General features: G+C 43.7%; 18 protein-coding genes and 2 tRNA genes. 7 read left to right on the top strand and 13 right to left on the bottom strand.

Annotation, left to right across the window (positions count from 1 at the left end; all coding sequences use genetic code 11):
• Positions 1-68 precede the first annotated feature (68 nt).
• Both AC3WJC_RS09840 and AC3WJC_RS09835 read left to right on the top strand, forming a co-directional pair.
• Positions 69-2762, top strand: coding sequence for an alpha-L-rhamnosidase (locus tag AC3WJC_RS09840; RefSeq protein WP_492398909.1), 2694 nt, complete (start codon positions 69-71; stop codon positions 2760-2762).
• Positions 2763-2850: 88 nt separating this feature from the next.
• Positions 2851-5334 carry a phosphocholine-specific phospholipase C gene (locus AC3WJC_RS09835; protein WP_492398908.1) on the top strand — a complete coding sequence of 828 codons (2484 nt, stop codon included), beginning with the start codon at positions 2851-2853 and terminating at the stop codon, positions 5332-5334.
• Between the two features lie 50 nt (positions 5335-5384).
• On the opposite strand, the gene AC3WJC_RS09830 is transcribed toward AC3WJC_RS09835, so the two are convergent.
• The 8 genes from AC3WJC_RS09830 to AC3WJC_RS09795 all read right to left on the bottom strand — a co-directional run bounded on the left by AC3WJC_RS09830 (position 5385) and on the right by AC3WJC_RS09795 (position 14632).
• Complete coding sequence (locus AC3WJC_RS09830; protein ID WP_492398907.1) at positions 5385-6233, bottom strand: polysaccharide deacetylase family protein; 849 nt, start codon at positions 6231-6233, stop codon at positions 5385-5387.
• A gap of 83 nt (positions 6234-6316) precedes the next feature.
• Complete coding sequence (locus AC3WJC_RS09825) at positions 6317-7402, bottom strand: Gfo/Idh/MocA family protein (RefSeq protein WP_492398906.1); 1086 nt, start codon at positions 7400-7402, stop codon at positions 6317-6319.
• 22 nt (positions 7403-7424) lie between these two features.
• Positions 7425-8447, bottom strand: a complete 1023-nt coding sequence (gene ruvB, locus AC3WJC_RS09820) for a Holliday junction branch migration DNA helicase RuvB (RefSeq protein WP_492398905.1) — start codon at positions 8445-8447, stop codon at positions 7425-7427.
• Positions 8448-8569: 122 nt separating this feature from the next.
• Positions 8570-10177 carry a Na+/H+ antiporter gene (locus AC3WJC_RS09815; protein WP_492398904.1) on the bottom strand — a complete coding sequence of 536 codons (1608 nt, stop codon included), beginning with the start codon at positions 10175-10177 and terminating at the stop codon, positions 8570-8572.
• Positions 10178-10347: 170 nt separating this feature from the next.
• A complete protein-coding gene (locus tag AC3WJC_RS09810) occupies positions 10348-11166 on the bottom strand; it encodes an alpha/beta fold hydrolase (RefSeq protein WP_492398903.1) in 819 nt (272 codons plus the stop codon).
• Between the two features lie 122 nt (positions 11167-11288).
• On the bottom strand, positions 11289-12824 hold the full coding sequence (locus AC3WJC_RS09805; RefSeq protein ID WP_492398902.1) for a ComEC/Rec2 family competence protein: 1536 nt from the start codon (positions 12822-12824) through the stop codon (positions 11289-11291).
• Positions 12825-12866: 42 nt separating this feature from the next.
• On the bottom strand, positions 12867-13736 hold the full coding sequence (locus AC3WJC_RS09800) for a hypothetical protein (RefSeq protein ID WP_492398901.1): 870 nt from the start codon (positions 13734-13736) through the stop codon (positions 12867-12869).
• A gap of 329 nt (positions 13737-14065) precedes the next feature.
• A complete protein-coding gene (locus AC3WJC_RS09795; RefSeq protein ID WP_492398900.1) occupies positions 14066-14632 on the bottom strand; it encodes a hypothetical protein in 567 nt (188 codons plus the stop codon).
• Positions 14633-14742: 110 nt separating this feature from the next.
• Here AC3WJC_RS09795 and AC3WJC_RS09790 point away from each other — a divergent pair, with 110 nt between their 5' ends.
• Positions 14743-15633, top strand: a complete 891-nt coding sequence (locus tag AC3WJC_RS09790; RefSeq protein ID WP_492398899.1) for a winged helix family transcriptional regulator — start codon at positions 14743-14745, stop codon at positions 15631-15633.
• Between the two features lie 61 nt (positions 15634-15694).
• Here AC3WJC_RS09790 and AC3WJC_RS09785 read toward each other — a convergent pair whose 3' ends face one another.
• From AC3WJC_RS09785 to AC3WJC_RS09765, 5 genes are all read right to left on the bottom strand, one after another.
• Complete coding sequence (locus tag AC3WJC_RS09785) at positions 15695-16348, bottom strand: hypothetical protein (RefSeq protein WP_492398898.1); 654 nt, start codon at positions 16346-16348, stop codon at positions 15695-15697.
• A 97-nt stretch (positions 16349-16445) separates the two neighbouring features.
• The gene (locus AC3WJC_RS09780) at positions 16446-17147 is read right to left on the bottom strand and encodes a toll/interleukin-1 receptor domain-containing protein (RefSeq protein ID WP_492398897.1); all 702 of its coding nucleotides are present in this window, start codon (positions 17145-17147) and stop codon (positions 16446-16448) included.
• 176 nt (positions 17148-17323) lie between these two features.
• Positions 17324-17408, bottom strand: a tRNA-Leu gene (locus AC3WJC_RS09775).
• Positions 17409-17457: 49 nt separating this feature from the next.
• Positions 17458-17533: transfer RNA gene (locus AC3WJC_RS09770), tRNA-Gly, on the bottom strand.
• Between the two features lie 109 nt (positions 17534-17642).
• On the bottom strand, positions 17643-18125 hold the full coding sequence (locus tag AC3WJC_RS09765) for a regulatory protein RecX (protein WP_492398896.1): 483 nt from the start codon (positions 18123-18125) through the stop codon (positions 17643-17645).
• 64 nt (positions 18126-18189) lie between these two features.
• Here AC3WJC_RS09765 and AC3WJC_RS09760 point away from each other — a divergent pair, with 64 nt between their 5' ends.
• From AC3WJC_RS09760 to AC3WJC_RS09745, 4 genes are all read left to right on the top strand, one after another.
• Positions 18190-20652 (top strand): bifunctional UDP-N-acetylmuramoyl-tripeptide:D-alanyl-D-alanine ligase/alanine racemase, encoded by a 2463-nt coding sequence (locus tag AC3WJC_RS09760; protein ID WP_492398895.1) that lies wholly within the window; start codon positions 18190-18192, stop codon positions 20650-20652.
• A 21-nt stretch (positions 20653-20673) separates the two neighbouring features.
• Complete coding sequence (locus AC3WJC_RS09755; RefSeq protein ID WP_492398894.1) at positions 20674-21285, top strand: DUF502 domain-containing protein; 612 nt, start codon at positions 20674-20676, stop codon at positions 21283-21285.
• A gap of 79 nt (positions 21286-21364) precedes the next feature.
• Positions 21365-22849: a sodium:solute symporter gene (locus AC3WJC_RS09750; RefSeq protein ID WP_492398893.1), complete on the top strand. Its 1485-nt coding sequence runs from the start codon at positions 21365-21367 to the stop codon at positions 22847-22849.
• Between the two features lie 30 nt (positions 22850-22879).
• Positions 22880-23587: an LOG family protein gene (locus AC3WJC_RS09745; protein ID WP_492398892.1), complete on the top strand. Its 708-nt coding sequence runs from the start codon at positions 22880-22882 to the stop codon at positions 23585-23587.
• Positions 23588-23611 lie beyond the last annotated feature (24 nt).

The raw sequence follows: 23611 nt of genomic DNA, 5'->3' as shown, positions 1-23611 counted from the left end.
TGTCAAAACATATTTCGATATTGGGGGCAATTAAATTATCCTATATCTTAATATCTAATCTGTACCGGATGCGTATAAGAATTACCTTACAGCGTTTTGCCCTGTTTGTTTTACTGTCCATTGCTCTTGTTGCTCCCGCCCGGGCGCAGTCAGGTGCCACTAACCTGCAATGCGAACATTTGGCTTCGCCGATAGGTGTTGACGAGGCACACCCCAGGCTGGCCTGGCAACTGAACGATAAGCGCCAGGGTGCTGTGCAAAGTGCCTATACGGTAGTCGTATCAAAAAATCCGGCGCAGTTGGCCACAGGTAATGAGGTGGTTTGGAATACCGGCAAGGTATCATCGCAAGCCAGCTTAGTTACTTACAAGGGCAAAGCATTACAACCTTTTACCCGCTACTATTGGGCGGTACGCACCTGGGATAAGGATGGCAAGCCTTTAGCCCAAAGCCCAACCGCTTATTTTGAAACCGGCATGATGAGCCAAACCAACTGGACGGGCAATTGGATAAGCGATGGTAAAAGCATCAATCACCTCAAAGCGCCTTATTTCCGGAAAACCTTTAACGCTGATAAAAAGATCCGCTCGGCACGGGCCTACATCGCGGTAGCGGGTTTGTATGAGTTGTTTATAAACGGAACCAAAATAGGCAATCACCGCCTCGACCCGATGTATACCCGGTTTGACAGGCGGAACCTGTACGTAACTTACGATGTTACCCCTCAGCTAAAAAGTGGTGGCAATGCCATTGGCGTAGTGTTAGGCAATGGCTGGTATAACCACCAACCCATAGCGGTATGGAATTTTGACCGTGCACCCTGGCGCCAAAGGCCAACCTTCTGCCTTGATCTGCGGATAACCTATGATGATGGTTCAACCGAAACCATTATTACTGATGAAAGCTGGAAAACCCATAGTGGCCCTATAGTTTATAACAGCATTTACGCGGGCGAACATTATGATAGCAGGGAAGAGATACCGGGCTGGAATACCGTAAATTTTGACGATAGCAAATGGGATGGCACCGGCTTACGCGCCGCGCCTTCCAAAAAAATAGTAAGCCAGGTAATGGTACCCATCAGGAACGTAGAGGAGATTCCGGCGAAATCCATGGTAAAGTTTAACGATACCAATTACGTGTTTGATTTTGGGCGCAATTTTGCCGGTGTTACCCGTGTAAAACTTAGTGGCGATAGTGGTACGGTAGTAAAGCTTAAACATGGCGAAAAACTGTACACTAAAGATCCGGCTAAAAGAGGGCACGTAGATTTGTCGAACATTGATGTTTACTATCGCCCAAAAGATGATACTGATCCTTTTCAAACCGATATTGTGATACTGAACGGCAAGGGCGAGGTTGATTTTATGCCGAGCTTTAATTATAAGGGCTTTCAATATGTAGAGGTAACCAGCAACAAACCCATCCGGATGCAAAAGTCGGATATTACCGGCTATTTTATGCACAGCGATGTAGAGGAAGCCGGTAAACTGAATACCTCAAGCGACTTGGTAAATAAGTTATGGACAGCCAGCAACGCGTCATACCTGTCAAACCTGTTTGGTTATCCTACCGATTGCCCGCAGCGCGAAAAGAACGGCTGGACGGGCGATGGGCACTTTGCCGTTGAAACCGGCCTGTTTAATTACGATGGTATCACCGTTTACGAAAAATGGCTGGGCGATCATCGCGATGAGCAGCAACCCAACGGCGTATTGCCTGATATTATACCAACCGGCGGCTGGGGTTATGGCACAGCTAACGGTACGGACTGGACAAGTACTATCGCCATCATCCCATGGAATTTGTACCTGTTTTATGGCGATATAAAGCCACTGGCCGATAATTATGATAACATCAAAGCTTATGTAAACTATGTAAGCAAGATCAGCCCCAATAACCTGACCAGCTTTGGCCGCGGCGATTGGGTACCGGTAAAATCATCATCATCACTGGAGTATACCTCATCGGTTTACTTTTTTGTGGATGCTACAATACTCGCAAAAACGGCGGCATTGTTAGGTAAAACACAGGATCAGCAGTATTACACCAATCTTGCGGCAAAAATAAGAAAGGCCATTAATGACAAATACTTTGATAAAACCAAGTGTATCTACGGCAGCGGTGTGCAAACTGAACTGAGCATGGCCCTGCAATGGAAGGTAGTGCCCGAAGAATATCGCCTTAAACTGGCTGAAAATCTGGCCACACGTGTAGCACAGGATAATATGCACATTGATGTTGGGGTGCTTGGGGCAAAGGCCGTACTTAATGCGTTGAGCGATAATGGCCAGGCAGAAACAGCCTACAAGCTGGCATCTCAGGATACCTACCCATCATGGGGGTGGTGGATAGTAAACGGCGCTACAACTTTGCAGGAAAACTGGGATATGGATTCGCCGCAGGATATTTCATTAAACCACATGATGTTTGGCGAAATAGGCGGCTGGTTTTTTAAAGGCTTGGGCGGCATCAAGGTAGATGAAAGTAAGCCGGGCTTTAAAAACATATTGCTCAAACCAAATTTTGTACAAGGCCTAAACTACTTTACATCGAGCCATAAAGGGCCGTATGGTAATATTGTTTCGTCGTGGAGGCGGGAGCAGGGCAAGGTGGTTTATGATGTGCTTGTGCCTGCTAATTCAACTGCTGATATTACTTTTCCGGCCGGATCAGCTAATGTGTTATTGAATGGGAAGCGTATTAGTACGGAGAAATCATATCCTATATCTGCCGGTACTTATAGATTTATTGTACAATAATCAGTAAACAAAGTTTAATTATTATAAACTTAATACAGGGTTAAAGCTTATTGCATCTTTGTGATATACTTTCGTTTTTCAGAGAATTATGGCTGATACACGCAGAGATTTTATAAAAAAGGCAACCATGCTGGCAGGTTCCGCCGGTTTGTTTACCGTGTTGCCCGAGTCGATACAAAAGGCACTGGCAATTGATGCCGAAAAGGGTACAACCTATCTGGATGCCGAGCATGTGGTTTTTTTGATGCAGGAAAACCGCTCGTTCGATCATTGTTATGGTACGTTGCAGGGTGTGCGTGGCTTTGATGATCCGCGGGCTATGCGCTTACCCAATAACAATAAGGTATGGCTGCAAACCAACAAAGCAGGCCAAACCTATGTGCCTTTTAACCTGGATATAAAAAATTCTAAGGCCACCTGGATGCAGTCGTTACCGCACTCGTGGGAAAACCAGGTAGATGCCCACAATAACGGCAAAATGGACGGCTGGCTCGAAAGTAAAAAATCGGGCAATAAAGAGTACGCCCACATGCCGCTTACCATGGGTTTTTATGACCGGAAGGATATTCCGTTTTACTATGCCTTGGCCGATGCCTTTACCGTTTGCGATCAGCACTTTTGCTCATCGCTTACAGGCACAAGCGCTAACCGGTCTTACTTTTGGGCAGGCACTATCCGCGAAAAGCAGGAGCCAAACTCGCCGGCGCTCGTATATAACGATCAGTTGAATTACCGTGATCTGACCGCCAAAACGTTTCCTGAAAGGCTGGAAGAAGCCGGTATCTCATGGAAGGTTTACCAAAATGAATTGAGCCTTGATGTTGGCTTTACCGGCGAGGAAGACGACTGGTTGAGTAACTTTACTGATAATAACCTTGAGTTTTATAAACGATACAACGTACGCCTGCACAAAGCCTACCGCGATAATTTAGTTAAGGCCGAGGCTAAGCTGCAAAAGGAGTTGACTGAGCTAAAGGCCAAACCGCAATCGGCAGAGTTTATTATCAGGATCAGCGAAAAGCAAAAACAGCTTGAACAGGTAATTAAGAATAGGGCGGAGTGGACCCAGGAACGGTTTGATAAGTTGAGCGATCACGAAAAAAGTATTCACCAGAGAGCATTCGTAACCAATGTGAATGATCCGCATTATCATGAGCTTGAAACGCTTACTTACGAAGAAGGTGGTGAAAAGCGCGAAGTTAAGGTACCCAAGGGCGATGTGCTGCACCAGTTCAGGGAGGATGTAAAGAACGGAAAGTTGCCAACCGTTTCATGGCTTGCGGCATCATCCAATTTTTCCGATCATCCATCATCGCCGTGGTATGGTGCCTGGTATGTATCAGAGGTGCTGGATATCCTCACCCAAAATCCTGAAATATGGAAAAAGACCATTTTTATTCTGACTTACGACGAGAACGATGGCTACTATGATCACGTGGCACCATTTGTTCCTCCGCATTTGGCCAGGCCGGAGACAGGTAAAACATCGGCAGGATTAGATACCACTGTAGAGCATGTAACCGATGCCGAGCAGGTGCAAAGCGGCATCCCCGAACAATATCGCCGCGAAAGCCCGATAGGTTTAGGTTACCGGGTACCTATGGTTGTAGCTTCGCCGTGGAGCCGTGGCGGTTGGGTTAACTCGCAGGTGTTTGACCATACCTCGTGCCTGCAATTCCTGGAAACTTTTTTAAGCAAAAAAACAGGTAAGGCGGTTAAAGAAACCAATATCAGCGACTGGCGGCGTACCGTGTGCGGCGACCTGACATCTATCTTCCGCCCTTATAATGGCGAAAAGATCAGCTACCCGGTATCGCTTAACCGCGATCAAACCATCAAATCAATTTACGGCGCTAAATTCAAGCAGGCTCCAACAAATTTTAAAGCGCTTAATGGTGAGGATATCGATGCTGTTAACAAGCAATCATCCGCATTAAATATTTTCCCAAAGCAGGAAAAAGGCACCCGGCATTCATGCGCGCTGCCATACCAGCTACATGCTGATGGTAGTTTAAATAGTGGAAAGGACAGCTTTTCTATAAACATGAAAGCAGGATCATCGGCAGGTGCACCCTTTAATGTTTACGCTCCGGGTATCTATCATGACGAAGCCAAGGCCGCCGAAACAATGCGCGCCTGGGCATTTGCTGTAAAAGCCGGTGATCAGATCAGTTATTCATGGCCGGTTAAGGCTTTTGATAAGGGCAAATATCAGCTTGAGCTATCAGGCCCGAACGGATTTTTGAGACATTTCTCAGGTGATAATAACGATCCTTCCCTGTTGATGAATGTGGTTTACAAAGGCGATGGGAATATTGAAGCAGTATTTGCAAATAGCAGTAAAATAAATACTTATAATATTTCAATTGAAGATCACTCCTACAAGCAAGGTATTCAAAAGCTGGCTGTTAAAGCCGGACAAACTGCAAGGCAATTGATTAATTTAAAAAACAGCCACTCTTGGTATGATATCGTGATAACCGTGCAAGGCCACAATACCTTTTCAAGGCGTTACGCGGGCAGGGTAGAAACTGGAAAACACGGCTTTACCGATCCGTTGATAGGCGCATAGATATTTCTACAAAAAACAAGCCCGCGGTAAATTTACCGCGGGCTTGTTTTTTAAAAACTATTCTTGATGCTGTTATGTAACGTTTTAGGGCTCCAGTAACCGCTGCCCAATATGCGGCGAACTGTAAATAGCGGATCTTCCTGATCGCGCTTTTCGGCTAACTGAAAGGCCATTTTAAACCCGCGGCTTTTTAGCTCCGGCAAGCCTTCTTTATTCCATAAACCAAAAGGATAGGCAAAGTAATTTATTTTTTTGCCGGTAATATCCTCAAGGCGCTTGGTCGGCTTATCTAACTGAATTTTCCAGTCTTCGCCTTTAAGCTTTTTAAAGTTATGATGATCCCAGGTATGGCTGCCTATAATATTGCCCGCGTCAGATAGTTCTTTGATCTGCTGGCTGTTCATATAATTAGGCCGCCCAATGGATACCGTCATGATGAAATATACTGCCTTATAGCCATGTTTTTTAAGTTCGGGCGCGGCTATGGTAAACTGGTCAAGGTCGGTATCATCAAAAGTTAACATTATGGGTTTTGATGGCAGGGATTTGCCGTAAACCAGGTAATCATATAGTTCATCAGGCAAAATGGTATGATAACCACTGTCGGCCAGCATTTTAATTTGTGCCTTAAAATTATCAGGCTCAACAATGTAATCTTTGGCAGTTTTTGAATCGCGGGGACGCCAGTTTCGGATCTGGTGATAACAGATAACAGGCACCTGCGGCCTCGATAAAATGGTAGCGGCATCTGCCGCCTTGGAATGTACCGTCTTAATAGTATCACTATCAGCAGCGGTTGTAGCGGTACTATCCGCAGCTACGTTGTTGTTTGATACGGTTTGGCAGGACATAAGCCCCATGCCTGCAAAACAGGCAACAGCAAAAATATGCTTTAGCATAAAGTATAACTAAAAGTTTTAAGAGGGCGCTAAATTAAAATAATTCAAGCGCATTGTAAACGCGTTGAAAAAATAAATGCCGGTTACAATATAATGCGTTTGCCTTGCTGTATGGAACGTTTAGCGGCATCCAGTATCTGCATAACTACCATGTTATATTCAAGCGAAGCCTGGTCATTGTTCGCGTCTATCTTACCATCAATTACTGCCGCGAGGTATACCAACGGATCATTATAAGGAGCAGCCAATGGTTGTGCTTTGCGTGTAGTAGTGCTGTTTTCCTTTAAACGTACCTGCAGGTTACTGCCATCAAAAGCATGTACATATCCGGTGCTGCCAAACACTTCCCAGTCTTTAATATTAAATGGCCAGTTCCATGATGCTTCAATTTGCCCGGTAGCGCCGGGGTATTCAACCAGTATGGTGGCATCATCCTCAACCTTAGGGTAAACCTGCGGTTTGTAATGGCGGGCAATGGCGGTAACGGCTATGGGTTTTTGTCCTTTCATCAGCCAGGTCATCAGGTCGGCACCGTAGCAGCCAAAATCATTGAGTGCACCGGCACCGTTCAGCACAGGGTCGGTAAGCCAGCTTAAAAACTCTTCGCTGCAACCTATTTCGCGCGGGCCGCGATGCCCGTCGTGCACTACCATTTTACGTACGGTACCAAGGCTGTCGTTTTTTACTAAATCGTATACCTCTTTAAATGAATCGTACCAGGTAGTTTCGTAATTGGTGAGCACCTTTATTTTGTATTCAACGGCCAGGGTTTGGATCCGTTTGGCCTGTTGCAGTGTGGCAGCCAGGGGTTTCTCGACCATTACGGGAATATGCAGCGGCGCGCATGTTTCAACCACATCAACATGTTGGGCAACGGCGTTATAACCTAAAACAGCATCGGGCTTTTGGTTTTGCAGCGCTTGCTTCAGGGTGCTGTGAAAAATATTCTTAGGCAGATTATACAGCTTGCTGTACTTGTCCCACAGTTTTTTATCAGGTTCGGCAATGGCGGTTATATCAACCTCGCCTTTGCGGTACTGGTTCATTACATTATGCACATGATCGTGCGACAGGCCGGCAATAACAACCTTCAGCTTACGCTGCCCTGATGCCACGGAGTAAGTACTCAATAGCAGAATAGCCGCGTAGATAATATGTTTAACTTTCATGAGATAGAAGTATTATATCAACCTAAAATAACGAAGGGGTGCCACCCGGTTTTATTTTGCCTAAATGTTTGTAAGCCGCTTCGGTAACTTCGCGGCCACGGGTGGTGCGCATCAAAAAGCCTTCCTGTATTAAAAAAGGCTCATAGACTTCTTCAATGGTACCCTCATCCTCGCCAACGGCGGTGGCAATGGTTTTTACGCCAACAGGGCCGCCCTTAAATTTATCAATAATGGTGGTAAGTATTTTGTTGTCCATTTCATCAAGCCCATGTTCATCCACATTTAAGGCGTTAAGGGCGTACCGGGCAATATCGGTATCAATAGTACCGTTACCTTTTATCTGTGCAAAATCACGGGTGCGGCGCAACAGGGCATTGGCGATACGTGGCGTGCCACGGCTGCGGCGGGCTATTTCGTAAGCCCCTTCATCAGATATTTCAGTATTTAATATTGAGGATGACCGCATTAAAATGGTAGTGAGCAGCTTGGCATCATAATATTCAAGCCTCGAGTTAATACCAAACCTTGCCCTTAATGGTGCCGTAAGCAAACCTGAACGGGTAGTGGCCCCAACTAAAGTGAATGGGTTTAAGGTGATCTGTACCGACCGCGCGTTCGGGCCGCTCTCCAGCATAATATCTATCTTAAAATCTTCCATGGCCGAGTACAGGTATTCCTCAACCAGCGGACTTAAACGGTGTATCTCATCAATAAATAAAATATCACCCGTTTCCAGATTGGTGAGTAAGCCGGCAAGGTCGCCGGGCTTATCAAGCACCGGGCCCGAGGTTATTTTTATACCAACGCCCATCTCATTAGCGATAATGTGCGAAAGGGTGGTTTTGCCTAAACCCGGAGGGCCGTGCAACAGCACATGATCAAGCGCTTCGCCACGCTGACGGGCTGCCTGTACAAATATTTTAAGATTGGCTAATAATTTATGCTGACCTGTAAAATCTTCAAATGCCTGCGGGCGCAATACCTTTTCAATATCACGTTCCACCGGACTTAAACGTTCACGCGCCGGATCAAGATGCTCATTCATTGCCAACGAAATTAGTAATTTTTTATGATTACCCGGTACCTGCCAATGTAATGTCCGGCGTTTAACTTGATTTTTTATTCAATAGGCTATAATGCTGATCTCAATCGCTGCTGCATAAATTATTAATGCTTGGGAGATACACGTATCTCTGCAATATCTACCTGCATTTCTTCCTTGCGTATCGCCTCGTCAGAAAATATTTTTTCCTTACGGATGTGATATAGTTCTTTACGCTGGATATTGTAAATGTCTTTAAGCACATGCCTGTACACCTCTAACTCCTGATTGTCTTTATCAATACATTCCAGGCATTCCAGTTTCCGGCTGTTGTGTTTAAGGTGGTTTTCAAATTCAATTTTCAGCGTATTCAGCAGGTCATTATTGTTTAACTCCGTTTTGTGTTTGGTTTCTAAACGGTTAAGGGCGGCATTGATTATGCGGATGCGTATTTCGGCCTCCTGCTGCTCTTCGGGTATCACCGGGTCTATTTCCTCTATCTTGATAGCCTTTATAATAAAGGGTAAGCTCAGCCCCTGGATAACCAGTGTAACCAAAATTACCACAAAGGTTATAAAGATGATCAGGTTACGCTCCGGGAAGGGTTTGCCATCGCTCAGGGCAACGGGCAACGACAGTGCTGCCGCTAACGATACGACACCGCGCATACCGGCCCAGCCAATAATAAATGACCCCTTCCAGCCGGGGGATGGTTCGTTTTTGCGCACACTTTTAAATAGCCAGCGCGGTATAAAGGTGCCGGGGTAGATCCACATCATGCGGATCGCGATCACCACCAGGCTAACTACCAGGCCATACTTGCAAGCCTCGGCAAGCGAATAACCTTCCAGCCCGGCAACTATGGCAGGCAGCTCCAGCCCGATCAATATGAACACCAGCCCGTTTAAAATAATGGAAAGCGTTGACCATACATTTATGGTTTGCAACCTGCTTTGCCCGTCGGCAAAAACCTCGTGCGAACGGTATGACAGGAATAACCCGCCGCTTACCACTGCCATAACACCCGAAAAGTGAAATTCCTCGGCCGTTAAATACATTACATAGGGTGAGATAAGCGTAAAAGCGGAATCGATACTGGCTGTGGTAGGTAAAAAGCGATGAATGAGGTATACAGCATAGGCGATCCCCAGGCCGATCGCGATCCCCATTAAGGTAACCATAACAAAGCTGATGGATGCCTGCTGAAAGGAGAACTGCCCGGCAATGGCTGTAGCCAAAGCAAAACGGAACACAATTAAGCTGGATGCATCATTCACCAGGCTCTCACCCTCTAAAATAGTTAATATGCGCTTGGGTACCCGTATGGTTTTTAAAACGGATGAAGCCGCGATAGCGTCAGGAGGGGAGATGATGCCGCCTAACAAAAAGCCTGTTGCCAGGGTAAAACCCGGTATAAAGCTGGTTGTAAAGTAAGCCACCACAGTTGAGGTAAAAAACACCAGGCCAAAAGCCAGCAAAGCGATTGGGCGTTTCCATTTCCAAAACTCATTCCATGATGTCCACCAGGCGGCTTCGTATAGTAAGGGGGGTAAAAATATCAGGAATATCAGTTCAGGCTCAATATTAATTGCCGGCATTCCGGGTATATTGCTGATCACCAGCCCGGCAAGTACTAAAAATATAGGGTAAGCGATTTTTAAACGGCGTGCCAGTAATATCAATAAAAAGGCCGCGGATAGTAAAAGTGAAAACTGGAGTAAGCTATGATGCATGTTAAGCAATAATAATTATTATTTAGCTAAATGCATACCTTAAAATAGGTAGACAATTACTTTATGCCTGGAGGATATTGATTGCCAGGAGGAAGAACTAATAAAGTAATGAGCCATCAACTAAACATAAAGGCCATTGTTAAATGGCCTTTATGTTTATTAATTAAGTATTATGATTGTATAAAGGCTAATATATCAGCATTTATGGTAGCTGCCTCGGTAGTAGGCATACCATGTGGAAAACCAGGATAGGAGATCAGCTTGCCGTTTTTTAGCAGTTTAACAGCTTTAAGTGCTGTGGTTGCAAAAGGTACGATCTGGTCATCCTCGCCGTGCAGTACCAGTACAGGTATATCAACGCTTTTCAGGTCTTCCGTAAAATCCGTTTCCGAAAACGCTTTGATACCATCATGATGTGCTTTAACGCTGCCCATCATACCCTGGCGCCACCAGTTATCCCTGATGCCTTGAGATACTTTCGCGCCTTCGCGGTTATAGCCATAAAACGGCATGGTGAAATCCTGAAAATATTGCGGCCTGTTGTAGGCGGTTCCCTGGCGAATCTCGTCAAATACTGAAAGTGGTACGCCGTCAGGGTTGTTTTCGGTTTGCAGCATAAGCGGTGTTACAGCGCTTATTAAAACCGCTTTATCAACAATGCCTTTGCCGTATTTGGCAACGTAGGCAATAACCTCGCCACCGCCGGTTGAATGCCCAACATGTATAGCATTTTCAAGACCCAGAAAATCGTAAAGCTCGGCGGCATCGGCTATGTAAGTTGCCATGTCATGCCCTGTTGCAACCTGTGTCGATCTGCCATGCCCGCGGCGGTCATGAGCGATCACGCGGTAGCCTTTTTCCAGGAAGAACATCATTTGCGCGTCCCAGTCATCGCTTGATAATGGCCAGCCATGGTGAAACACAATGGGTTGTCCTGTGCCCCAATCCTTGTAATAAATTTCGGTTCCGTCCTTTACTGTAAATTTCATAAATTGTTAGTTTAGTGTGAGATGTTATTTTGTTACGGTATTGATAAGTTGATTATCAATCTTGCCTAAATATAAGCATGGTTTAACAATTTATCATAAGCAAATAGTTGTTTTATTAACAATTAATCATCATCCCCAGAGCCTGTTTCAACCCTCACTATTTCCTTTAATTTGGCATCCCATTCAAATTGATGTATATCCCACGTTTGTACACCCCTTGGCCGTTCCAGCTTTTGGGCAATAATTACTTTATCTCCGTCTGTACGCAAATTGATCATGCCGTATACGGTTACTATCCTTTCTTTTTTCTTTTCAGGGTCAAGATCTTTAATCCTAATAAATTCTTTACTTGACCGCATCAATTCCGTACTGAAAATGTAAGATCGTTCACCACGGCTATACTTGCCAATAGTACCCAGTGTATCAGGTCGTGGGTGGCAATGCGGTTCATCATCTCCGCTTGATATGACAGTAGCGAGCGGATTTACGGCCTGCAAAAACTCGTTTGTAAAATCGGCACTGCCGTGGTGGCATGATTTAGCAAAATCCACCTGGAAATAAGGCTTTATCGTTTCTATTACGGCGTCAAGTTTATCCTGCAAAACTTTTTTCTGTGCCGGATCGGTTGCCTGCTGTATTTGCTTTCGTAAGGCGGCAACGTTTTGTCCGGAGTATTTTTCCAGCAAATAATCCTCAGCCGGTGGGTTTAAATCGCCGCCCAGCAGTACGCGCACATTACCCATAACCAGTTTCAGCACTACAGAGTGCCCGTTTTTGGTACGGCCTACATTATCGCTATTCCCGGTTTTCGCTTTAAAATAACGCAGTGCCTGCATACCGTTCACTGATTCTGTAAACGGTGCCAGAATTTCAATATTTATCTTTGATGTTGTATGGAGATATTGAGGTTTTGTTACATCACCTTTTAAGGCAGCCTGAAAATGTATATCATTATTCTGCTTCAGTCCTTTTAGTAAGGTTCTTTCGTGTAAGGAGCCTTCACCCATTTGCTTTAAATGAGTTTTCATCTGCTCATCGGTAATTAACAGTTCTGTAATGTAGTTAATGCCGTTTTGCGGTACCGTAGCCCCCAGTTCATCAGCGCCCTCGCGCTGCACAATGCCGCTATGAAAAATATTTTTAAAAGTAAACTGTTGTAAATTATCAGGCTGCCGGGTAAACAGGTGCCCGAACCCCAAATAATGGTCGCTGTCAGGATGTGAAATAACGGCGTTCAGTTTTGGCGGCGCGTGTTGGCTGAATTTGGTATTAAAGCGCCATTGCAAAAAGCGGAACATGTTATCGCTGCCACCGGCATCAATCACAAAGTGTTCATCATCCGGTGTTACTACATGGCACCCGTCACCCTGGCCTACGTCAATAAAATTTACTTCAAGCACCCGGTCATGCCTTATCTTTGACTTTAGGATATAACCGGTACAGCTACGGCTCCGTACCTTGATGTACAGGTCTTTTTTAACGGTCTTTTCTACAAAAGAGCCATCGGTAGTTTTAAATACGCGGATATAGTCGCCAAAAAGCAGGTTTTTTAGATGCTTCCATTTGGTACCTTTGGCATCGGTAATTTCATCATATATTTTTACGGATGGATAAACGGCAAAGCCGCACCCATTTTTAAGTATTAATTGCTCGTTCATAATTGTATGATCTGATGGCGTGTTTAATTCGGTTAATACCTGTTATTTTTTAGTTGTCGCGGAATCCTTCCCATTATCATCATTTTTGCCTTCACCTCCCTGTGAGTCGGTGTTAGAGAAAAGTGATATGCCTACCGCGAGGCCAAACCAGGGCTTTCCTTGGTATTTCCAATCGCGGCCTAATGTACCCGGTATATAATCGGTGCCAATAAAAAGGCCTATCTGGAAATTATTGTGTGCATATAAAGCACCTACGTTTGCTGAAAATGCTGCGGAATTGCTGCTTGCCGGCGTAATACCGCTTTTAAGGCTGAGGCTGTCTGTACGAACGTTAGCTATGCCCAGTCCCATCAGGTAATTCAGGGAGTGCTTGGTTTTACCCTCTAACTGGTGCCGTAAACCAAATACAAAGCCGAGGTTAAGGCTCTCCTCATAACTGAAGTATCTGTTTTTTGAATCGCCCGTTCGTAGCTTTATAGGCAGCGTCATTACACCCCAGGTAAATTCGTTTTTACTGCCATAATAGGGTATGCAGGATGAACTGAATACCTCCGGTTTAATTACAAATTCCTTGTAGTTAGCCCATCTGCCAATATAGCCTTTGGTTTTGCTGAAATTATAAAGTTCCGATTTGTTTTTAACGCTATCAAAAAAAGCGGTGGTCTTTTCAGATTCTTTGTAATAGCGCCAAAAGGTAATTTTAATGTTGTGGGCACTGTCAAAGCCGGTAACAGTAAATTTGGTGTTCTTGCTTGCCCTGTATACAGCGGTATCAATAATGTGGTTGCTCTTGTCAACCCCGTAAACCTGAATAAAATCAGGCATAATGGTGTACATTTTACCGATGATCTCCTGGGCATGGCTGCCCTTGGCCATAATAGCCAAAATTAGCATAATGAGTAGTTTTCGCATTGTGTTTAAGGTTAGAAATAAAAAAATATAGTTATTGGTAAATTACCATGCCCGAAGCTTTGTAAGTTTCAACACATAGTTATATTATTATAAGAAAATGAAATATACAACAATCACTAAAAGATCATTAAGTGATTGATTTAAAGATCATTGGGGTGATGTAAATATAGTATATAACTATTTAATACAAATGTTTTTAAGAAAAAATATTTATCGGGATCATTCCATTTATGGGTAAAAACTATAAGTAGCCACAATGGTAAGCCCACAAACAAAAAAGTCCTTTATCTTTAGATAAAGGACTTTGATAATGTTAAATGCGGTAATGCTTAGCAACCGCCTGTTTGAGGGGCGCGTTTATAAATTATTTTGCTATCCCTTTCCACGTAGTCGGCCGTTACAATGGGGAATGAATATTTGGGTGCGTAAGATATGCCGTGGCTTTTGATGATGATTTTGTCGTTAACCTTGAGGCTGCGTAATCGCTTAAATTCATCATTAAAATTTAAAAAATTATTGTCAGACTTTTCAGGACCAAAACTGAGAATATAATCATCGTTGTTGATCTTTACCATCACGCCTAAACCTAATAATGAGCCCGGCGGAAGAGAAACAGAGGTTACAACTCCCTCCATGTTAGTATAATCAGTAATGTGCCTCCTTATTTTAGCAGCACCGGCAAATACTTTTTTACCTTCGGCAGAGGCTTTCCATTCTTTGAACTTTATTCCATCAGGCGTGCCCTCCCATTTCTTCCGTGCAGCTTCCCTTTCGGCAGCAGTGAGGGGCTTTGGGGTTGATTTTTTAAAAAGTTCATTTTTCATTTTACCATTGGCAAATACAAGTCCGCTTACCACAACCAGCGGTAACATCAGCGCATAAATAATTTTTTTCATATTTTTATGTTTTATCGAATTGATACGGCGAAACTACACTGATATCTTTTTATCCTAATAATCAGGATTGTAAATAAAAATGTAAACTTTGTAAATATAAATTTGACACTATGGCTGATAGCCAAAATCCGCTTTCCGTAAACCGCAAGTATCTGTTTGGATTGGTAATACTCTCGTTTATCGCTGTGGTAAGCGTTGCTTTCGGTTTTTCAGGCGGCGACGACTTCGACTTCGCGCGGAGAGAGGTTCTGCTCCGCAGGATAGGGCATGAAGTGCTGTTACAATCGGGCGATAGTACATCAAGGGTTTTACCGGTAAAAAAGATCTCGGAGAACGAATACCAGATCAGTTTTGAAAATAAACTCACCTTTAAACCTGCCCTCATGGCGAACACTGCCAGCCGTCTGCTGGCTAATGATCCGCTCTCCAAAGATTTTCTCGTTAGCGTTTTTAACCAGGGCACCAATAGTGTAGCTTATGGCTTCGCGATATCCAAAAACAAAAAAGATGATATTGTGCCATGCAAAGGAAGAAGGCAGCCCAGGGCAAATTACGTGATCGACGTTAAGTTTAAACCCACAGGTATAACCGCGATAAATAAGGCCTACGTTTTGGGCGGACTGCCGTTTTTAGCGCTTGTTGGCTTTATTTATTTCAGATCCGCAAAGCCTAAAAGTACATCTCTCAAAACCCCTGCTACTGATATATTAACTTTGGGCGCGGTACGGTTTGATGCCCGAAACCGCAAATTGATGATAGCCGGAAGGACGATAGACCTTACCGGAACCGAAACGCGCCTGCTCCTTATTTTAGCGCTGTCTCCAAACTGCACCATCGAGCGGAACCGCCTGCAAAAAGAGATATGGGAAGACGAAGGGGTTATTGTGGGCCGCAGTTTGGATATGTTCATATCAAAACTCAGAAAAAAGCTTGAACCTGATCCCAACATTAATATTGTGGTTGTACGAGGAAAAGGTTATAAACTTGAGGTTAGTGCTTAAAAGAAGAGAATAACCAATTATACAGTCCCAAAACCATATTCACTTATTATAATTAAAATTATTATAAGAAAAGGTTACGCGATAAGGGTGTAGGATCACCCCAATCTTGACTTGGTGGCCTGACTTTAAACAAGTCGTCAACCTGGAACTCTCTTGTATGTGTTCCAAAATCGGTATGAATAGAGACAGTTACAACACTACCTAATATTTGGCCAAGATTATGAGCCATTACTTTGACATCTATTGTATCTGTTTTTGCTGTTGCGTTAGGAAATAGTTTAGAAGAAACACTTTCGCTAATTATATAGTATCCATCCTGAACAGTTTCATAATAGGATTTTGTAATAAGTTCCCGTTTAATTTTAATTTCATAAGCGAACCCTTCAATAGATTTGCCAAAGATGTTCTTAAATCCAAATGTGACTTTGAATCCAATTTCCCTGTAAAGACCACCTGTGCTGCTCGAGTTATCTATTTTCACAGCGGGGTTTTCGATACTAATTACTTTCGTTGGATTGATAGCTTTAAAATCAGCAATCTGGACACTTTCAAGATTGGGTTTTTCAGCACCAACCTCAGAAAAAATGTATTTGTCTTTTTCAGACAGCTTGCGGTATAACGTTTCAAGCCCAATAGGAAGTGAAAGATCTATGATATCACGTCCCTGTAAACCAAATGGAATAATTTCATCGGAACGACCTTGAAAACTAACCAAGATGTATTTTTTTGGGTTTTTAGAAATATCGGATAACAGTAACTGGTATTCTTCTCCTACACCTCCAGTAAAAGTATCTGCCTTTTTTTTATATCCTTCAGAAAGTACAACAATGATTTTGGTGGTTCAACATTGCAATATGCATCATCTTTACAAAATTGGTAGCAGTTTCCTGTTGGCTAATCATTTTGTCAATCTTTGCATCATAACCATTCTTACGAAGGTGATCAGTAAATTCTAAAACCCTTAGTTCGTGTTCTTCATTATCCCAACTGTAGGAAATAAATACATCATCCATATTTATATTTCGCTTTAAATTCCGATCAATTGAAGCTATTTCTGAGTCCGCTTGATCCATATCCAAATTTACTACTTTATTCATTTGGCTTTGAACCTCTCTTTTTTCATTAAGCCATTCATTTACAAGGTCAACGTATACCCTATGTTGTTTGTATTTTTCCAACAGAGGTACGACCACATATTTAATGTGTCTTAAAAACAATTTGTGTCCGTTGGGATTTACTACAATAAATTTATTGTAGTGATGATTTAAAAGCAGCTCAATATCATAAGGCGGATTGGTTTTGTAGATCATATTGGCAAACAATCTGTCATAATCTCCGGCAACAGTATCACGTTTGATTGTGTGGTTGCTATATGATCGCTCACCATAATCATTGCGTTTAGGGATGCCGAATGTTGCCACATGCTGCTTTGGGCCAAGGTGTTTTAATTGAAAAGAATTGTCTGATAGATGCTCTTCCGTAGCTATATCATAAAATTGACGTAAATTTTCCAATTATCAAATGCATTCTATCATTAGATGAGTGTACAAAAATAACTTGGCTTATAGTGAGGAAGTGTTTAGAATACTTTGCATTGTATCCGACATATAAAGGTAATTAATTGATTGTTAAAAAGAAAGGGTTGCTTTTAAAAAGCAACCCTTTCGGAAACCGGACTAAAACCGATAAGTACCTGGGGCGGGAATCGAACCCGCACTCCTTTGACGGGAACAGGATTTTAAGTCCTGCGTGTCTACCAGTTCCACCACCCAGGCAGGTGATTAACCTTTTAAAAATAAATCCCTTCTGATTGAGAGAAGGGATTGGAGCGAAAGACGAGATTCGAACTCGCGACCCCGACCTTGGCAAGGTCGTGCTCTACCAACTGAGCTACTTTCGCATTTGTTTTGCTTACAATCGCTGTTCGTATTTCGTTCGTTGATTGTGGATGCAAAGATAGAGAGAAAACCATTTTACGCAAGCAAAAAGTGTAAATATTTTAAAGTTTTTTATAACTCGCTGTTTTTCAAAACTTCTAAAATTACATTGCTTTCAAAACCACGGCTTAAAGCGTATTGCTGTAGCTTGTAACGGCGTTTTAACGGGTGTTTTTCATTTACTGATGTCGCTTTTTTATCCAGCAAATGTTGTAAGGCGGCCATGTAATCATCCAGATCAATACCGGCCAGGGCTTTTTTTATCAATACCTCAGGCACCCGTTTCAGTTTCAGGCCTTGCTTTATTTTAATTTTACCCCAGTGCTTCTGGTTGAATTTGCCTTTGGCATACAGGCGTGCAAAGCGTTCCTCGTTCAAAAAATTCTCGGTGATCAACCGGCTGATCACGATCTCGATAATGCGCCCGGCAACGCCCCATTCATACATTTTATCGCGTACTTCCTGCTGCGAGCGCTCCTGGTAGGCGCAATACCGCATGGCTTTGGTAAGGGCGGTATTTTCGTCGGTAATTTTTATGGGGTTATCGCGTTCCATTTCAAAACCAAAATTCGTTAAATTTTCTTCTATTAACAGGAAATATAAGCAACTTAGCATTGTAATGTACAAAAGCCGATATACTACCGCCCAGGTTAAACAAATATTAAACGCTACAGGTGATGTAGTTAACGATAACCACATCAGCCTGTTACTTACCGATAGTCGCCGCATCAGCAACCCGTCCGGCGGATTATTCTTCGCCCTTAGTGGCAGGCGTAACGGGCACGAATTTGTGGCTGAGGCTTACAACGCCGGCGTGCGCGATTTTGTGCTAAGCGCCAAACCACAAGGTTATTTCCCTGAAGCTAATTTGCTGATAGTTGATGACGTATTAGCTGCATTGCAACATTTGGCGGCGCAGCACCGTGCCGCGTTTAACTTACCGGTAATTGGCGTAACCGGCAGCAACGGTAAAACCATTGTAAAGGAGTGGTTATATCAACTCATGTCGCCCGATAAAAATGTTGTACGTAATCCTAAAAGTTATAATTCGCAGATAGGGGTGCCGCTATCGGTATGGCAAATCAATGAAAAAAATGATCTGGGTATATTTGAAGCAGGTGTATCAACCACAGGCGAGATGGATAAGCTGGAAGCCATCATCCAACCCGAAATAGGTGTGCTTACCCACCTTGGCTCGGCGCACGACGAAGGCTTTGCTGACCGCGATGAAAAGGTGGCCGAAAAGCTTCGGCTGTTTAAAAATAGCCGTTTGATGGTATACAATTACGAGCAAATGCTCGATCATAAAAAACTGATCGCCACGCCGCAAACTTTTATTTGGAGCCGCAAGTTCAACCAGGCCGATCTGTATGTTTTTAGTGAAGTGGTGATCGCCAAAAACTATTACATGCGGGCCGTATTTAAGGGTGCAGAAATTGAATGCATCATCCCTTTTCGTGACGAGGCATCAATTGAAAACGCTATCATATGCTGGGCAACTATGCTCGCACTGGGTTATGATCCGGCTGTTGCCGATGACCGCCTGGAGCGCTTGGCACCGGTAAGCATGCGCCTGGAGTTAAAGAACGGTATAAACGATTGCTCAATTATTGATGATACCTATAACTCCGATATCCAATCCTTAGAGATCGCGCTTAACTTTTTGAGCCAGCAAAATCAGCATCAAAAAAAGACGCTCATCCTGTCGGATATCTACCAGTCGGGTTTGCAGCAAGATGTGCTGTACAGGCAAGTGGCCGAACTGGTGAAAGCACGCAAAGTTGATAAATTTATCGGCATAGGCACGGCAATATCAAGCTATCGCGATGAGTTTGAGGTAGCCGAAAAACAGTTTTACCCGGATACCACGAGCTTTTTAGCAAAGCTGCAAACCCAGCAATACCGTAACGAAACCATATTGGTAAAAGGTTCGCGCAGTTTTGAGTTTGAGCGCATCAGCAGGGTATTTGTGCAAAAGGCGCATGAAACGGTGATGGAGATCAACCTGAACGCCATGCTGAACAATCTCAACTATTACCGTTCAAAACTTAAGCCCGGCGTTAAAGTAATGGCCATGGTTAAGGCCTTTTCGTATGGTAGTGGTACTTACGAGCTGGCCAATGTGCTGCAATATAACAAGGTTGATTACCTGGCCGTAGCTTATGCTGATGAGGGGGTATCCTTACGGCAGGCAGGCATCAGCTTACCTATTGTAGTGCTGAATACCGAGGTAGGCGCATTTGAAAAGCTGACCAGTTTTAAACTCGAGCCGGTTATTTACAGTTTCGGTTTGTTTGATGAGTTTATTAAATACGTGCAGGATAGTAATATTTTTAACTACCCCGTACACATCAAAATAGATACCGGTATGCACCGCCTTGGCTTTGAGGGTTTTGAGGTAGAAACATTGTGCGATATGCTGGAGGAGAATCCTTATGTAAGGGTGCAATCGGTATTTTCGCACCTGGTAGCGAGTGATACCGCGGAACACGACCTGTTTACCCAAAAGCAGATCAATTTATTTGAGAAGGCTTATATTGAAATAGAGTATGCACTGGGCTATAAGGTAATTAAACACATCTGTAATACTTCAGGCATAACCCACTGGCCGCAGGCGCAGTATGATATGGTGAGGCTGGGCATCGGCCTTTATGGTGTTGATGGTGCCATACCTGCCGATGAGGGTGTGCTTCAACCTATCGCGACGTTAAAAACAAGTATATCACAAGTAAAAAAAATGCCGGCAGGCGAAACCGTGAGTTATATGCGTAACGGCAGTTTAGCTAAAGACGGAAGAATAGCCACCGTGCGTATCGGTTATGCCGATGGTTACCTGCGCGCTTTCGGCAACGGGGTAGGGTGTATGCTGGTAAATGGAGTGCTGGCGCCAACGGTAGGCAATATTACCATGGATATGTGTATGATCGACGTGAGCCAGGTGGAGGTAAAGGAGGGCGACGAGGTGATCGTTTTTAACGACAAGCTACGCATCGAGGAATTGGCCAAACAGATAGGCACCATCCCTTATGAAATACTTACCAATATTTCGCAAAGGGTTAAAAGAGTGTATTTTTACGAGTGATTTGTTACTTAGCTCTACGATATGAAAAAATTATTCGGTGCCATATTAAACTACTTTATCAAAGGCCTGCTGGTGGTAGTGCCTTTGGGTGCCGCGTTTTTTTTGATTTATTGGGCGGTATCAAGTATTGATAACGCGCTTAATCTGAGCGATGTATTCTGGACGGATAAGCACGGCAAACCCATTTATATACCCGGCCTGGGTATTTTAAATGTACTGGTTATTATTTTTATAGCAGGGGTGCTGGTAACCAACGTAATAACCGACCCAATAAAACGCTGGATGAGCCGCTGGCTTAACCGCTTGCCCTTATTTAAGTTTCTATACTCATCCATTAAAGATTTAACCGAGGCTTTTGTGGGCGAAGAAAAGAAATTCAGCGAGCCGGTACTGGTTGAAGTTAATGAGTTCGGCCTGAAAAAGATAGGCTTCCTGGTAAAAAAGGATCTGAGTTCTATTGACCTGCCGGGCGAGGTTGCGATTTATTTTCCTTTATCATATTCTTTTGCCGGACAGGTAGTTATCGTCCCGAATGATAAAGTAAAACCTATAAACAGGAGCGCTGCCGAGGTAATGAAATTCGTGGTGTCCGGTGGTGTGAGCGGGTTAGACGATCATCATAAAAAGCATTAAACAAACGCATCATTGCCAAACTAACCGAAAAATTTATACATTCGGATGTTAACAGGTAATCTCTAAAAACAGCATCTGCATGGAACCCGGAATACTGCTTTCTTTTATCATTGGGTACTTTTTAGTACTGATAGTTATATCGTGGCTTACCTCGCGCAACTCAGCCGATAACGATACCTTTTTTGTGGCCAACCGCAACTCCAAATGGTACCTGGTAGCATTTGGCATGATCGGCACCGCGCTAAGCGGGGTAACGTTCATATCCGTGCCGGGTAAGGTAGGTGCCGCCAGTGGCGACCAGTTTGCATACTTTCAGTTTGTGCTGGGTAATGCCGTAGGTTTCATCATCATTGCAACCGTATTGCTGCCCTTATATTACAGGCTTAAACTCACCTCTATCTACAGCTATATTGAAGGTGCTTTAGGTACCTGGAGCTATAAAACTGCCGCGGGCATATTCTTGATTAGCCGTACCATCGGTTCGGCGTTCAGGTTGTATCTGGTAGTAATCGTTTTACAGCGTTTTATATTTGATGCTTACCACATACCATTCGCCGCTACCGTACTGATTTGCCTGCTGTTAATATGGTCGTATACTTTTAAAGGCGGCTTAAAAACCATTATTATAACCGATAGCCTGCAAACGCTGTTCCTGGTATCGTCGGTGTTTTTGTCTATTTACTTTATTTGCGATAGCCTGGACATGACCATCTTCCAGGCTGCCGACGAGATAGCCAAAAGCAGCTATTCCAAAATATTTTTCTTTGAAGATTTCATGAGCAGCCACTTCCACTTCAGCAAACAATTTTTGGGTGGTTTATTCATTACCGTAGCCATGACCGGGCTGGATCAGGACTTGATGCAAAAGAACCTCAGCCTTAAAAACATCCACGAGGCACAAAAAAACATGTTCAGTTTTACCAGTGTTTTTGTGGTGATTAACATCTTCTTTTTATGTGTCGGCGCTTTGCTGTACATCTATGCCGCTAAAAACGGTGTAACGGTCGAAAAAACAGATTACCTGTACCCAACCATAGCCCTCAACTACCTGGGTTTGGCACCGGCTATTGTATTTATGCTGGGCTTAACGGCGGCGACTTTCGCTACTACCGATTCGGCACTTACCGCACTTACTACATCCTTCTGTGTGGATTTTTTGAACTTTAACAAAAAGGCCGACATCAACAGTAAAAAAATGGTGGCATTAAGGCATTATGTGCATATCGCTTTTTCAGGGTTAATGTTTTTAACTATCATCATTTTCAACTCTATAAATAACGATGCCGTGGTGAGCGCCATATTCAAGGTGGCATCATACACTTACGGGCCTTTATTAGGGTTGTACTCTTTCGGCCTGTTTATGAGTGGCAGGCAGGTTAATGATAAGCTGGTGCCTTTTATCTGCCTTATTTCACCCGCTATCTGTTTTTACCTGAGCACCAATTCGGCCGCCCTGTTTAATGGTTATGTTTTTGATAACGAACTCATCATTGTGAACGGACTCATTACCTTTACCGGCCTGCTGCTTACCTCCAGGGCTAAAACAAAAGTAGCCGCCTTGTAATTATAACTTCGAAAAAATATATATGTGATTATGACTGGTGATGATAAAATAAGAAACGCCTTTGAGAACAAGAACTGGCCCGAAGTTAAGGTAACCGACTCGTGGCAAATATTTAAAATAATGGCCGAGTTTGTGGATGGATTTGAAAAGCTGGCCCGTATTGGCCCGTGCGTATCCATCTTTGGTTCGGCACGTACCAAAACCGATCATCCTTATTACGGCCTTGCCGAAGATATTGCCAGCCGCCTTACCGAACGTGGTTACGGTGTAATAACAGGCGGCGGTCCCGGTATTATGGAAGCCGGCAACAAAGGCGCTTACGAAGCAGGTGGTAAATCCGTAGGGTTAAATATTGAGTTGCCCTTTGAGCAATTCCATAACAAATACATCGACCGTGATAAGCTGCTTACGTTCGATTACTTTTTTGTGCGTAAAGTAATGTTCATGAAGTATTCGCAGGGTTTCATTATTCTGCCGGGTGGCTTTGGCACCATGGATGAATCATTCGAGGCGATCACCCTGATACAAACCGGTAAGATAGCTCGTTTTCCCATCGTGTTTGTGGGGCGCGATTACTGGAAGGGATTGTTTGACTGGGTAGAGGAGAAGATGCTGAACCAGGAGAACAACATTAGCCCGGATGACCTGAACCTGTACCGTGTGGTTGATACGGCTGAGGAAGCTACCGAACACATCTTCAGGTTCTACGACAAGTATATGTTGAAACCGAACTTTTAATTATAAAAAGAGCGATAGTTGCCT

The organism is Mucilaginibacter sp. FW306-07-L (assembly GCF_058782065.1).
Note: the sequence above shows the minus strand (reverse complement) of the source record. Positions and strands in the feature narration are given on the sequence as shown.

Excerpts from the sequence above, each read along its gene's own strand:
- AC3WJC_RS09840 (WP_492398909.1), top strand. The coding sequence starts at position 69 with ATGCGTATAAGAATTACCTTACAGCGTTTTGCCCTGTTTGTTTTACTG.
- AC3WJC_RS09835 (WP_492398908.1), top strand. The coding sequence starts at position 2,851 with ATGGCTGATACACGCAGAGATTTTATAAAAAAGGCAACCATGCTGGCA.
- AC3WJC_RS09830 (WP_492398907.1), bottom strand. The coding sequence starts at position 6,233 with ATGCTAAAGCATATTTTTGCTGTTGCCTGTTTTGCAGGCATGGGGCTT.
- AC3WJC_RS09825 (WP_492398906.1), bottom strand. The coding sequence starts at position 7,402 with ATGAAAGTTAAACATATTATCTACGCGGCTATTCTGCTATTGAGTACT.
- ruvB (WP_492398905.1), bottom strand. The coding sequence starts at position 8,447 with ATGAATGAGCATCTTGATCCGGCGCGTGAACGTTTAAGTCCGGTGGAA.
- AC3WJC_RS09815 (WP_492398904.1), bottom strand. The coding sequence starts at position 10,177 with ATGCATCATAGCTTACTCCAGTTTTCACTTTTACTATCCGCGGCCTTT.
- AC3WJC_RS09810 (WP_492398903.1), bottom strand. The coding sequence starts at position 11,166 with ATGAAATTTACAGTAAAGGACGGAACCGAAATTTATTACAAGGATTGG.
- AC3WJC_RS09805 (WP_492398902.1), bottom strand. The coding sequence starts at position 12,824 with ATGAACGAGCAATTAATACTTAAAAATGGGTGCGGCTTTGCCGTTTAT.
- AC3WJC_RS09800 (WP_492398901.1), bottom strand. The coding sequence starts at position 13,736 with ATGCGAAAACTACTCATTATGCTAATTTTGGCTATTATGGCCAAGGGC.
- AC3WJC_RS09795 (WP_492398900.1), bottom strand. The coding sequence starts at position 14,632 with ATGAAAAAAATTATTTATGCGCTGATGTTACCGCTGGTTGTGGTAAGC.
- AC3WJC_RS09790 (WP_492398899.1), top strand. The coding sequence starts at position 14,743 with ATGGCTGATAGCCAAAATCCGCTTTCCGTAAACCGCAAGTATCTGTTT.
- AC3WJC_RS09765 (WP_492398896.1), bottom strand. The coding sequence starts at position 18,125 with ATGGAACGCGATAACCCCATAAAAATTACCGACGAAAATACCGCCCTT.
- AC3WJC_RS09760 (WP_492398895.1), top strand. The coding sequence starts at position 18,190 with ATGTACAAAAGCCGATATACTACCGCCCAGGTTAAACAAATATTAAAC.
- AC3WJC_RS09755 (WP_492398894.1), top strand. The coding sequence starts at position 20,674 with ATGAAAAAATTATTCGGTGCCATATTAAACTACTTTATCAAAGGCCTG.
- AC3WJC_RS09750 (WP_492398893.1), top strand. The coding sequence starts at position 21,365 with ATGGAACCCGGAATACTGCTTTCTTTTATCATTGGGTACTTTTTAGTA.
- AC3WJC_RS09745 (WP_492398892.1), top strand. The coding sequence starts at position 22,880 with ATGACTGGTGATGATAAAATAAGAAACGCCTTTGAGAACAAGAACTGG.